This window comes from Atlantibacter sp. (assembly GCF_032062175.1).
Taxonomy (GTDB): Bacteria; Pseudomonadota; Gammaproteobacteria; order Enterobacterales; family Enterobacteriaceae; genus Atlantibacter.
In genome coordinates, this window is record NZ_DAMBQK010000012.1 from 92400 (window position 1) to 104210 (window position 11811).

Here is an 11811-nt window from a genome sequence, read left to right on the forward strand (position 1 = left end):
GGAGAGTATTCTCTGTTTCTTCTTTCTCGTCAGGGTATCTGTCCTCATGTTGCTACGCGTCTTATTGTTGGTCATAACGAGCCTTTTTTGGGCTACGCACGCTTTTGCCGCTCCGGTGCAAAAGCAATTCGATGACTGGCAGGTCACGTGTAACAATCAAAATTTCTGTAAAGCCCGCAATACCGGCAATCACGATGGGCTGGTGATGACCCTGAGCCGTAGCGCGGGCGCGCATACCGATGTTGAAATGCGTATTGAAAAGGGCAATTTTTCCCAGCCTGCCAGCGATGCGCAGCCTATCGCCCCGCGTTTACTGCTCGACGACAAACCGTTTTTCCCCACAGGCGCAAAATGGCAAATTACCCCGCGTCGGTTAATCAATAACGAGCCGCTCACCATCACTGCTTTCCTGGCCCAGATCCAGAATGCGAAACAAATTACCCTGGCGCAAGGCACCGGCAAGATCTCCCTCGCAGGACTGAAAGACGCGGTGACCTTTATTGATACCCAGCAAAAGCGCGTAGGCAATGAAACCGCGTGGGTGGCTAAAGGGGATGAACCGCCGCTCAACGTGCCTCCTGCGCCTGCGCTAAAAGCCGTGGCGGTGAAAAACCCTACGCCCACGCCGCTCGGGAAAGAAGAACTGAACGAGCTGCTGGATTACGGCGGCTGGCAGATGAACAACACCCAGTGTTCTCTCGACCCGATGCGCCGTGAAGTGCGGGTCTACGCGCTGACCGACGATAAAGCGCTGATGATTATCAGCTGTGAAATGGGTGCGTATAACGTGGTGGATTTAGCCTGGCTGGTAGATCGTAAAAAGCCGCTGAGCGCACGGGCAATTCGTCTGCGCCTGCCGTTTACCCCCGCCAATGAAAGTACCGATGTCGAGCTGATGAACGCCAGTTTTGATGAGCGCAACCGTGAACTGGTGACGCTGGCGAAAGGGCGCGGCAAAGGCGACTGCGGCGTATCCACGCGCTGGCGCTACGACGGGCAGCGTTTTCGGTTGGTGAAATATGCTGAAGAGCCGAGCTGCGACGACTGGAACACGCCAGACGCCTGGCCGACGCTGTGGGTCACTAAATAAAAAAAGCCTGCCCATGTGGGCAGGCTTTTTGGTTTATTTCCCCAGCACCTGTTTTGCTTTCTTCACCACGTTCTCGGTGGTAAAGCCGAAGAACGGGAACAGCTTCTCGGCGGGAGCCGATTCGCCATAGCTGGTCATCCCGACAATCGCGCCGTCGATGCCCACATATTTGTACCAGTAGTCGGCAATCCCGGCTTCTACCGCCACGCGCGCGCGCGCGTCACGCGGCAATACCGATTCTTTATAGCTTTCATCCTGGGCTTCAAACACATCGGTGGATGGCAGTGATACCACGCGCACCTTGTGGCCTTCGTCGGTCAGCGTTTTGGCTGCGTTAACGGTGATTTCCATCTCCGAACCGGTGGCAATCAGGATCAGCTCCGGCTGGCCGTCGCAGTCTTTCAGGACGTAACCCCCTTTCGAGATAGCGTCGATCTGTTCGGCGGAGCGATCCATTTGAGCGAGGTTCTGGCGCGACAGGATCAACGCCGTCGGCCCGTTATGGCGCTCAATTGCCGCTTTCCACGCCACGGCGGCTTCGACCTGATCGCACGGACGCCAGGTGCTGAAATTAGGCGTCAGGCGCAGGCTGGCCAGCTGTTCCACGGCCTGGTGCGTCGGGCCATCTTCCCCAAGGCCGATGGAGTCATGGGTATACACCATGATCTGGCGCGCTTTCATCAGCGCCGCCATACGCGCCGCATTACGGGCGTACTCGACAAACATCAGGAAGGTGGCGGTGTAAGGCACAAATCCACCGTGGTGGGCGATGCCGTTGGCGATGGCGGTCATGCCGAATTCGCGCACGCCGTAGTGGATATAGTTACCCGCCAGGTCTTCTTTCAGCGATTTGGAGCCTGACCAGATAGTGAGGTTACTCGGCGCCAGGTCAGCGGAGCCGCCCAGCAGTTCCGGCAGAATCGGACCGTAGGTATTCAGCGCGTTTTGCGATGCCTTACGGGTAGCGATTTTCGCGGGTTCGGCCTGAAGCTTTTTAATGTACTGCGCCGTGGTTTCCTGCCAGTTTTCCGGCATCCCGCCGCTCATCCGGCGCTCAAATTCCGCAGCCAGTTCCGGGTGGGCTTTTTTATAGGCGGCGAATTTCTCATTCCAGGCCTGTTCGGCTTTTTCGCCGGCTTCATGGGCGTCCCACTGCTGATAAATCTCTTTCGGGATCTCAAACGGCGGGTGATTCCAGCCCAGCTGTTTACGGGCCAGCGCCACTTCCTGCTCGCCCAGCGCCGCGCCGTGGGACTCTTCCTTACCGGCTTTGTTCGGCGAGCCGAAGCCGATAATGGTGCGGCACATAATCAGCGACGGCTTATCCGTCACCGCTTTGGCTTCTTCGATGGCTTTTTTCACCGCGTCCGGGTTATGGCCGTCGATATCCGGGATTACATGCCAGTGATAGGCCTCGAAGCGCTTCGCAGTATCGTCGGTAAACCAGCCTTCGGTTTCACCGTCAATCGAGATGCCGTTATGGTCGTAAAAACCGATCAGCTTGCCCAGCCCCAGCGTGCCCGCCAGCGAACAGACTTCATGGGAGATGCCTTCCATCAAACAGCCGTCGCCCATAAACACCCAGGTGTAGTGGTCGACAATCTCATGATCCGGCTGGTTAAACTGCGCCGCCAGGGTGCGCTCGGCAATCGCCAGCCCCACCGCATTCGCCAGGCCCTGGCCGAGCGGACCGGTGGTGGTTTCTACCCCTGGGGTATAGCCAATTTCCGGGTGTCCCGGCGTTTTTGAATGCAACTGGCGGAAGTTTTTTAACTCTTCGATCGGCAGGTCATAGCCGGACAGGTGCAGCAGGCTGTACAGCAGCATTGAGGCGTGACCGTTGGAGAGAATAAACCGGTCACGATCGTACCAGGTGGGGTTGCTGGGGTTGTGCTTCAGGAAATCGTTCCACAACACTTCCGCGATATCCGCCATCCCCATCGGGGCACCGGGATGCCCCGAGTTGGCTTTTTGTACGGCGTCCATACTGAGTGCGCGGATAGCGTTAGCGAGCGCTTGTCGAGACATAGAGTTCTCCATGGCTGATAAAGGGGGTAACCCGTTATTTTTCAAAGTAAAAGAATTACGATTTTGCGGCGAGCAAATCCTCGAGTTTGCGTTGGTCGACGGCAAATGACCTGATGCCTTCCGCTAATTTTTCTACCGCCATCGCGTCCTGGTTATGTTCCCAACGGAATTCCGCTTCGGTCATCGGCGCAGGGCGTTTAAAGGTTTGCGGGGTGGGGATCAGTTTGCGGTGAACGGTCTCTTCGCTGGCCTGGAGCTGTTTAAGCAGATCGGGCGAGATAGTCAGACGGTCACAGCCCGCCAGTGCCAGAATTTGCTCAGTACGGCGGAAGCTCGCGCCCATCACAATGGTGTCGTAGCGGTGCTGTTTGTAATAGTCATAGATATTACGCACCGATTTCACGCCCGGATCTTCTTCCACCACGTAGGGGTCCATGGGTTTACGGGCCTGATACCAGTCGTAAATACGCCCCACGAACGGCGACACCAGGTAAACGCCCGCTTCGGCGCAGGCGCGCGCCTGGGCGAAGGAAAACAGCAGCGTCAGGTTGCAGTTAATACCTTCTTTTTCCAGCGCTTCCGCCGCGCGGATGCCCTCCCAGGTGGAGGCGAGCTTGATCAGAATACGTGACTTATCAATGCCCTGCTCGGCGTACAGCGCGACCAGGCGGCGGGCTTTTTCGATGCTTTTTTGCTTATCGAATGAGAGCCGCGCATCCACTTCGGTTGACACGCGCCCCGGAACGCTTTTGAGGATTTCCGCGCCAATGTTGACGGCCAGTTTGTCGCAGGCTTCGGCAATCTGCTGTTCCTGGGTATCACCACGGGATTTGCCGTAGCGTAAGGCGTCCTTGACCAACGGCTTATAGGCCTCGAGGGCGGCGGCTTTCAGTAACAGCGAGGGGTTGGTGGTGGCATCTTCCGGTTGATAATGGCGAATTGACTCAATATCGCCGCTGTCGGCCACGATGGTGGTGAACTGTTTGATACCTTCTAGCTGGTTCATGAAATTTACTCCTTTGTATACAAATACTTATCAGAGAGCTTCCCGGCGCTCCCTTAAACAAGAAACGATGTGCATAACAAAAAAGCATAGCAGACAGGCATGGCATTGCCTGGCACAGCAGGTAACATAGTCTCTATAAATTGCTAACAATCTTTGCCATACATTGATGATAGTTTGGCAACGTTCAAAGTTTGTTAGCCGTCGAAGGGCCATACTATGGCCCACTCAAAAAGGGCGCGGTACGCATTGCCCTCCAGTCACTTCCCAGAACGAAAGGTAAAGGACCAGAAAAATGGATGAACAGTTGAAACAAAGTGCCCTCGATTTCCACGAGTTTCCGGTACCAGGGAAAATTCAGGTTTCTCCAACCAAACCGCTTGCTACCCAGCGCGATTTGGCGCTGGCCTATTCGCCAGGCGTGGCCGCTCCCTGTCTTGAGATTGAAAAAGATCCGCTGGCGGCCTTTAAATACACGGCGCGTGGCAACCTGGTCGCGGTGATTTCCAACGGCACCGCGGTGCTGGGACTTGGCAATATTGGCGCGCTGGCCGGTAAACCGGTGATGGAAGGCAAGGGCGTCCTGTTCAAAAAATTTGCCGGTATCGACGTCTTCGATATTGAAGTGGATGAACTGGACCCGGATAAATTTATTAACGTTGTCGCCGCGCTGGAACCGACGTTTGGCGGCATCAACCTCGAAGATATCAAAGCGCCGGAATGTTTTTATATCGAGCAACAACTGCGTGAGCGCATGAATATTCCGGTATTCCACGACGACCAGCATGGCACGGCGATCATCAGTACTGCCGCTATCCTGAACGGCCTGCGCGTGGTGGAAAAGAATCTCTCTGATGTGCGCATGGTGGTATCAGGCGCAGGGGCGGCGGCGATTGCCTGTATGAACCTGCTGGTGGCGCTGGGCATGCAGAAACACAACATCGTGGTATGCGACTCCAAAGGCGTCATCTATAAAGATCGCGAGCCGAACATGGCGGAAACCAAAGCGGCTTATGCGGTCGAGGATGACGGCAAGCGCACGCTGGACGATGTGGTTGACGGCGCGGATATCTTCCTGGGCTGTTCTGGCCCGAAAGTGTTGACGCCAGAGATGGTCAAAAAAATGGCGCGCGCGCCGCTGATCCTGGCGCTGGCTAACCCGGAACCGGAAATTCTGCCGCCGCTGGCGAAAGAGGTGCGCCCGGACGCGATTATCTGTACCGGCCGCTCCGACTATCCGAACCAGGTCAACAACGTGCTGTGCTTCCCGTTCATCTTCCGCGGCGCGCTGGACGTGGGCGCAACCGCTATCAACGAAGAGATGAAACTGGCGGCGGTTCATGCTATTGCCGAGCTGGCTCATGCGGAGCAAAGCGAAGTCGTGGCCTCAGCGTATGGCGACCAGGACCTGAGCTTTGGCCCGGAATACATCATCCCGAAACCGTTTGACCCGCGTTTGATTGTGAAGATTGCCCCAGCGGTGGCAAAAGCGGCAATGGATTCCGGCGTAGCGACCCGCCCAATCGAAGATTTCGATGCCTACATTGATAAACTCACCGAGTTTGTCTACAAAACTAACCTGTTTATGAAGCCGATTTTCTCTCAGGCGCGTAAAGATCCCAAACGCGTGGTGCTGACCGAAGGGGAAGATAACCGCGTACTGCACGCGACTCAGGAACTGATTACCCTGGGCCTGGCGAAGCCGATCCTGGTGGGCCGCCCGAGCGTGATCGAAATGCGTATCCAGAAACTGGGGCTGCAAATTAAAGCGGGCGTTGATTTCGAGATCGTCAATAATGAATCCGATCCGCGCTTTAAAGAGTACTGGAACGAGTACTACACCATCATGAAACGCCGGGGGATTACCCAGGAGCAGGCGCAGAAAGCGGTGATCGGCAACACCACCGTGATCGGCGCGATCATGGTGCATCGCGGTGAAGCGGATGCCATGATTTGCGGCACCATCGGCGATTACCACGAACATTTCAGCGTGGTGCAGGAGATCTTCGGCTATCGCGAAGGCGTGAAAGCGGCGGGGGCGATGAACGCGCTGCTGCTGCCGAGCGGCAACACCTTTATCACCGATACCTATGTCAACGACGACCCGACGCCAGAGCAGTTGGCAGAAATCGCTATCATGGCGGCAGAAACCGTGCGTCGCTTCGGTATCGAGCCGAGAGTGGCGCTGCTGTCGCACTCTAACTTTGGTTCGTCCAACTCCCCGGCGGCGAGCAAAATGCGCAAAACCCTGGAACTGGTACGCGAGCGCGCCCCGGACCTGATGATTGATGGCGAAATGCACGGCGATGCGGCGCTGATTGAAAGCATCCGCAACGAACGTATGCCGGACAGCCCGCTGAAAGGCTCTGCCAACATTCTGGTGATGCCAAACGTGGAAGCGGCGCGTATCAGCTACAACCTGCTGCGCGTCTCCAGTTCTGAAGGCGTGACCGTGGGGCCGGTGCTGATGGGCGTGGCGAAACCGGTGCACGTGTTGACGCAGATCGCGTCGGTGCGTCGTATCGTCAATATGGTGGCCCTGGCGGTGGTTGAAGCGCAAACCAATCCGCTGTAACCCTGCGTTGAAATGAAAATCAGACGCCACGGCGTCTGATTTTTTTTATGGCTTCAACCACTCTTTAACCTGAATAAAGTCGCTTAGCGCCGCTTCCGGGCTGCCCGCTTCGGGCTGGAAGTTGTATTCCCAGCGCACCAGCGGCGGCATCGACATCAATATCGACTCGGTACGCCCGCCGGTTTGCAAACCAAACAGCGTGCCGCGATCCCATACCAGGTTGAACTCCACATAGCGGCCCCGGCGATAAAGCTGGAAATCGCGCTCGCGCTCGCCCCAGGCCAGCGCTTTACGGCGCTCGACGATGGGCAGGTACGCATCCAGATAACCCTGGCCTACCGCCTGAATAAAGGCGAAGCAGCGCGTAAAATCCGGGGCGTTGAGATCGTCGAAGAACAGGCCGCCGATGCCGCGCGGCTCGTTGCGGTGTTTCAGGAAGAAGTAGTCATCACACCATTTCTTGTAGCGCGGATAGACGTCATCGCCGAACGGCGCGCACAGATCCCGGGCGGTACGGTGCCAGTGAACGGCGTCTTCTTCAAAGCCGTAATAGGGCGTTAAATCGAAACCGCCGCCGAACCACCACACCGGTTCAGCATCGGGCTTTGTTGCGATAAAAAACCGCACGTTGGCATGGCTGGTGGGGATATACGGATTACGCGGATGCACCACCAGCGAAACGCCCATCGCCTCGAAGCTGCGTCCCGCCAGTTCCGGGCGGTGCGCGGTGGCCGAAGCGGGCAGGGCATCGCCGTGAACGTGGGAAAAGTTAACCCCTGCCTGTTCGAATACGCCGCCGTCACGCAACACGCGGCTGCGCCCACCGCCGCCCGCGTCGCGCTGCCAGTTATCTTCAATGAAGACTGCGCCGTCGATGGCGCTGAGCTGTTGGCAAATCCGATCCTGTAGGTCCAGCAAAAACTGCTTAACCGCTGAAATATCCGGCGTCATGGCTTAGCCTCGTTTGGAGTGGGCTTTGTGGTTATCAAACCAGTTGAAGTAGCTGATCACCCCACTGGCGATGGCGTTAGCGATTTTCTGGCGAAACGCCTGGGTGCCCAGCAGCCGTTCCTCTTCAGGATTAGTGATAAACGAGGTTTCCACCAGCACCGACGGCACCGACGGGGATTTCAGCACCACAAACGCCGCTTGTTCGGTGGAGCGGCTGTGCAACCGGTGTACTGGCTTAATCTGGCGCAAAATATGCGAGCCGAGCGTCAGGCTATTTTTGATGGTGTCGGTTTGCACCAGATCGAACAACACCTGTTGCAGATACTGGTCTTTTTGCTTCACCTTGCTGCCCGCCACGTCATCCGCGGCGTTCTCACGCTCGGAAAGGTATTTTGCCATGGCGCTACTGGCCCCGCGATTAGACAGGGCAAACACCGATGCCCCCGCCGCAGACGGGTTGGTAAAGCCGTCGGCGTGAATCGACATAAACAGATCCGCGCCGTGCTTATGGGCGATTTCCACGCGATCGTACAGCGGAATAAAGGTGTCACCGCTGCGGGTCAACCGGGCGTCAATGCCTTTGCTCTTGAGAATGTTGCGCACGTTTTTGGCAATCGCCAGCACCACGTGTTTTTCTTTCGAGCCGTTAGCGCCAATGGCGCCGGTATCAATCCCGCCGTGGCCCGGATCGAGCACCACGACGCGGCGCGCCCCGGATGTTTTCTTTTTCGCCGGGCTGTGTCCGTTGGAAGTTTTCAGCGCTTTGCTCTCTTCCCGGGCAAAGGCTTTGTTCACACCTGAGAGGGTCAGGGCGGCGAGGCCAGTCAACAGCATCTGGCGTCGGGTGAGTTTGGTAAATTTTATCGTGCTCATGCGGCCTGAGTTTCGGTTAGAACAAAAGAGTAGAGTTATAGCTTACCGTGGTTGTCCGTACGACCTTCTATGATAAGAAAAGTTTTACGGCTCGTTTCAGACAAATACGGGGCCGTTATTATGCCATCAACCGGGAAGTTTTGACCTGGGATATTGGCTATTGATGCCGTTAACGCCATAATCACGGTTTTTATTCCATAAATAATGGGGAATACCATGGAGATACGCGTTTTTCGTCAGGACGATTTCGAGGAAGTGATCACCCTGTGGGAACGTTGCGACTTGCTTCGCCCCTGGAACGACCCGGAAATGGATATTGAGCGCAAAATCAACCATGACGTGTCGCTGTTCCTGGTGGCGGAAGTTGCCGGAGAGATCGTCGGCACGGTGATGGGCGGTTATGATGGGCATCGCGGCTCCGCGTATTATCTCGGCGTGCATCCTGAATTCCGCGGGCGCGGTATTGCCAATGCGCTGCTCAGCCGCCTGGAAAAGAAACTGATCGCACGCGGGTGCCCGAAGCTTCAACTGCTCATCCGTGAAGAAAATGATGTGGTGCTCGGCATGTATGAACGTCTCGGCTACGAGCACCAGGATGTATTAAGCCTGGGTAAACGGCTTATCGAAGACGAAGAGTATTAAAAAACCCGCCGTGCGGCGGGTTTGTTTTTTTAACCTTTGGTCACTTTCTTAACGTCGATTTCTACCGAGTTCCAGTCTTTATCCACTTCACCTTCGAGACGCACTTTGTCGTTCGGGGTGATGGAGACGCCGCCCCAGTTATCGTCGTCGATATCGACATTCACGGTGCCGGTGCTGTCACGGAATTCGTAACGCTCTTTACCCACCTTACGCACGATGTTGCCTTCCAGCACCACCCACGCATCATCGCGCAGGCCTTTCGCTTGTTCGACCGTGGTGGTTGCGGCGTCCGGGCCGACGAAACCGCCTTTTTGGGTGTTTTGCGTGGTTTGGCTGTTTTGGGTTTTAGTGGCGTCCGGGCCGCTAAATCCGCCGGCCTGCTGGCCAAACGCGGTCACGCTGAATAACAAACCGGCAGCGACGGACGCTGCCACAAATGCTTTTTTCATATCAATCTCCATTTGTGATGAGGCAGAGAATTTTGTCATAAACGCAATGCCAGTGACATAATTCTCGCTCAGATGACTCATCTGTCCAGGACCTATACATGTTTTTACCAAACGACTATGACCAGCACGGGCGGTTGAAATTGCCCGCTTTTTTCTGGCTGGTGCTCCTGTTACAGGCCAGGACATGGGTGCTGTTTGTGGCGGCGGGCGCGTCCCGCGAGCAGGGTGAGGCGCTGTTACGGCTGTTTTACCCTGACAGCGAGATGTTCTGGCTGGGGCTGTTGCCGGGCATTCCGGCGGTGATAGCCTTTCTGCTGAGCGGCAGGCGAGGGTGCTGGCCGAGGCTCTGGATGGCGTGGCGCTGGGTATTGATTGCGGCGCAAATTGGACTGCTAATCTGGCAGATCGCGGTGGTGTTTGGCGAAGAGACAGTAAATGGCATCACCCTGGCGCTGATGGTACTGGATGGGGTGGCACTGGCCTGGCTGTTGACCAATCCGCGCGTAAAAGCGTGTTTTTCACCTTCTGATGAGTAAACCTGGCACTTTTCGGCCCAACGGCACTCCAACGTGGGTTGTTTTTTAAAAAAGGAATCGCGAATGAAACTGCGTTTGCTGGTGTGTGCGGCACCGCTCTTACTTTCCGGGTGTTCAACCCTTTCGGGGATGAACTGGGGCGCAATGAACCCCGTCAACTGGTTTAGCTCTTCTGTTGAAGTCAGTGAAAACGGCGTCGGCGATATCACCGCCAGCACGGCGATGGACGAGAAAGCCATCGCCGATGGCCTGGACGGTGACTACCGATTGCGCAGCGGGATGAAAACCGCCAACGGCAACATTGTGCGCTATTACGAAGCGCTGAAAGACGACAAGCTGGCGATGGTAATTAACGGCGAGAACGGCACCGTGAGCCGCATTGAGGTGCTGGATCCGGACGTGCAAACCGCCAGCGGAGTGAAAATCGGCGCTCAATTTAGCGCCCTGTACAGCAAAGCCTACGGCGCGTGCCAGAAGGGCAGCGGCGATGACGCCAGCGCCGTGGAATGCCTGGCCCCGGACAGCAAACACATCGCGTATCTGTTTACCGGCGAGTGGCGCGGGCCGGAAGGCCTGATGCCGTCTGATGATGCGTTAAAAAGCTGGAAACTCAGCAAAATCGTCTGGCGTCGTTAAGCACGGCGATCTTGCGCGTGGGCAAGGCGCGGCGCGAAAAATCAGGTAAAATGCCGGGCATCTCTGGTCACGTTCCGTGGCCTTGTTTTCAGGAGGAGAGATGTCTCAGGTTCAAAGTGGCATTCTGCCCGAACATTGCCGCGCCGCGATTTGGATTGAAGCGCGGGTATCCGACAATCTGGATGCGGTGCGCGAAGGTTGTAAAGCGTTTAACAGTAAGCTGGCCGGGCTACGGGCGGCCTTCCCCGACGCGCATTTGGGCGCGGTGGTGGCCTTCGGGCACGACGTCTGGCGCGATATCAGCGGCGGCGTGGGCGGCGAAGAGCTGAAAAACTTCGCGCCGTTGGGCAAAGGCCTTGCGCCCGCCACTCAGCACGATTTACTGATCCATATTCTGTCGCTACGTCACGACGTGAATTTCTCCGTGGCTCAGGCGGCCATCGCCGCCTTTGGCGACGCGATTAGCGTGGTGGAGGAAACTCACGGCTTCCGCTGGGTGGAAGACCGCGATCTCAGCGGCTTTGTCGACGGTACCGAAAACCCGGCCGGGGATGAAGTGCGTCGCAGCGTCGCGGTGATTAACGACGGAATGGACGCGGGTGGCAGCTACGTGTTTGTTCAGCGCTGGGAGCATAATCTCAAACAGTTGAACCGGATGAGCGTGCCGGATCAGGAGATGATGATTGGCCGCACCAAACAGGATAACGAAGAAATCGACGGCGATGCGCGCCCGGTGACTTCGCACCTGACCCGCGTCGATCTCAAAGAGAACGGCAAAGGGCTGAAGATTGTCCGCCAAAGCCTGCCGTACGGCACCGCCAGCGGCATCCACGGCCTTTACTTCTGCGCCTACTGCGCCACCCTGCGCAACATCGAACAGCAGTTACTGAGCATGTTCGGCGACCTGGACGGCAAACGCGACGCCATGCTGCGCTTCACTAAACCGGTGACCGGCGGCTACTATTTTGCGCCGTCGCTGGACCGCATCAACAGTTTGTAATCTCTGCACAGCGCGGTTTTCTGCCGCG

At 56.6% G+C, this 11811-nt stretch carries 11 protein-coding genes; 6 read left to right on the forward strand and 5 right to left on the reverse strand.

Annotation, left to right across the window (positions count from 1 at the left end; genetic code table 11):
• Window positions 1-46 precede the first annotated feature (46 nt).
• Complete coding sequence (locus RT120_RS12685; RefSeq protein WP_312982973.1) at window positions 47-1090, forward strand: DUF1176 domain-containing protein; 1044 nt, start codon at window positions 47-49, stop codon at window positions 1088-1090.
• Window positions 1091-1123: 33 nt separating this feature from the next.
• Here the strand turns inward: RT120_RS12685 and tkt are convergent, their stop codons facing one another.
• The gene (gene tkt, locus RT120_RS12690; protein WP_312982974.1) at window positions 1124-3118 is read right to left on the reverse strand and encodes a transketolase; all 1995 of its coding nucleotides are present in this window, start codon (window positions 3116-3118) and stop codon (window positions 1124-1126) included.
• Window positions 3119-3173: 55 nt separating this feature from the next.
• Window positions 3174-4124: a transaldolase gene (gene tal / locus RT120_RS12695; protein WP_312982975.1), complete on the reverse strand. Its 951-nt coding sequence runs from the start codon at window positions 4122-4124 to the stop codon at window positions 3174-3176.
• Window positions 4125-4416: 292 nt separating this feature from the next.
• Between tal and maeB the strand changes: the two genes are divergently transcribed.
• Window positions 4417-6696, forward strand: coding sequence for an NADP-dependent oxaloacetate-decarboxylating malate dehydrogenase (gene maeB, locus RT120_RS12700; protein WP_312982976.1), 2280 nt, complete (start codon window positions 4417-4419; stop codon window positions 6694-6696).
• Between the two features lie 45 nt (window positions 6697-6741).
• Here the strand turns inward: maeB and hemF are convergent, their stop codons facing one another.
• Window positions 6742-7647 carry an oxygen-dependent coproporphyrinogen oxidase gene (hemF, locus tag RT120_RS12705; RefSeq protein ID WP_312982977.1) on the reverse strand — a complete coding sequence of 302 codons (906 nt, stop codon included), beginning with the start codon at window positions 7645-7647 and terminating at the stop codon, window positions 6742-6744.
• 3 nt (window positions 7648-7650) lie between these two features.
• Window positions 7651-8520, reverse strand: a complete 870-nt coding sequence (gene amiA / locus RT120_RS12710) for an N-acetylmuramoyl-L-alanine amidase AmiA (RefSeq protein ID WP_312982978.1) — start codon at window positions 8518-8520, stop codon at window positions 7651-7653.
• 216 nt (window positions 8521-8736) lie between these two features.
• On the opposite strand from amiA, the gene RT120_RS12715 reads away from it, so the two are divergent.
• The gene (locus tag RT120_RS12715; RefSeq protein WP_125295673.1) at window positions 8737-9162 is read left to right on the forward strand and encodes a GNAT family acetyltransferase; all 426 of its coding nucleotides are present in this window, start codon (window positions 8737-8739) and stop codon (window positions 9160-9162) included.
• A 29-nt stretch (window positions 9163-9191) separates the two neighbouring features.
• Here the strand turns inward: RT120_RS12715 and RT120_RS12720 are convergent, their stop codons facing one another.
• Window positions 9192-9611: a YgiW/YdeI family stress tolerance OB fold protein gene (locus tag RT120_RS12720; RefSeq protein ID WP_312982979.1), complete on the reverse strand. Its 420-nt coding sequence runs from the start codon at window positions 9609-9611 to the stop codon at window positions 9192-9194.
• A 98-nt stretch (window positions 9612-9709) separates the two neighbouring features.
• Between RT120_RS12720 and RT120_RS12725 the strand changes: the two genes are divergently transcribed.
• From RT120_RS12725 to RT120_RS12735, 3 genes are all read left to right on the forward strand, one after another.
• Window positions 9710-10147 carry a DUF2919 domain-containing protein gene (locus RT120_RS12725; protein WP_312982980.1) on the forward strand — a complete coding sequence of 146 codons (438 nt, stop codon included), beginning with the start codon at window positions 9710-9712 and terminating at the stop codon, window positions 10145-10147.
• Window positions 10148-10210: 63 nt separating this feature from the next.
• On the forward strand, window positions 10211-10783 hold the full coding sequence (locus RT120_RS12730; protein WP_312982981.1) for an RpoE-regulated lipoprotein: 573 nt from the start codon (window positions 10211-10213) through the stop codon (window positions 10781-10783).
• Window positions 10784-10883: 100 nt separating this feature from the next.
• Complete coding sequence (locus RT120_RS12735; RefSeq protein WP_312982982.1) at window positions 10884-11783, forward strand: Dyp-type peroxidase; 900 nt, start codon at window positions 10884-10886, stop codon at window positions 11781-11783.
• The last annotated feature ends 28 nt before the right edge of the window (window positions 11784-11811 follow it).

Bases quoted from the DNA above. Each gene is read 5' to 3' on its own strand.
- RT120_RS12685 (WP_312982973.1), top strand. From the start codon at position 47: ATGTTGCTACGCGTCTTATTGTTGGTCATAACGAGCCTTTTTTGGGCT.
- tkt (WP_312982974.1), bottom strand. From the start codon at position 3,118: ATGTCTCGACAAGCGCTCGCTAACGCTATCCGCGCACTCAGTATGGAC.
- tal (WP_312982975.1), bottom strand. From the start codon at position 4,124: ATGAACCAGCTAGAAGGTATCAAACAGTTCACCACCATCGTGGCCGAC.
- maeB (WP_312982976.1), top strand. From the start codon at position 4,417: ATGGATGAACAGTTGAAACAAAGTGCCCTCGATTTCCACGAGTTTCCG.
- hemF (WP_312982977.1), bottom strand. From the start codon at position 7,647: ATGACGCCGGATATTTCAGCGGTTAAGCAGTTTTTGCTGGACCTACAG.
- amiA (WP_312982978.1), bottom strand. From the start codon at position 8,520: ATGAGCACGATAAAATTTACCAAACTCACCCGACGCCAGATGCTGTTG.
- RT120_RS12715 (WP_125295673.1), top strand. From the start codon at position 8,737: ATGGAGATACGCGTTTTTCGTCAGGACGATTTCGAGGAAGTGATCACC.
- RT120_RS12720 (WP_312982979.1), bottom strand. From the start codon at position 9,611: ATGAAAAAAGCATTTGTGGCAGCGTCCGTCGCTGCCGGTTTGTTATTC.
- RT120_RS12725 (WP_312982980.1), top strand. From the start codon at position 9,710: ATGTTTTTACCAAACGACTATGACCAGCACGGGCGGTTGAAATTGCCC.
- RT120_RS12730 (WP_312982981.1), top strand. From the start codon at position 10,211: ATGAAACTGCGTTTGCTGGTGTGTGCGGCACCGCTCTTACTTTCCGGG.
- RT120_RS12735 (WP_312982982.1), top strand. From the start codon at position 10,884: ATGTCTCAGGTTCAAAGTGGCATTCTGCCCGAACATTGCCGCGCCGCG.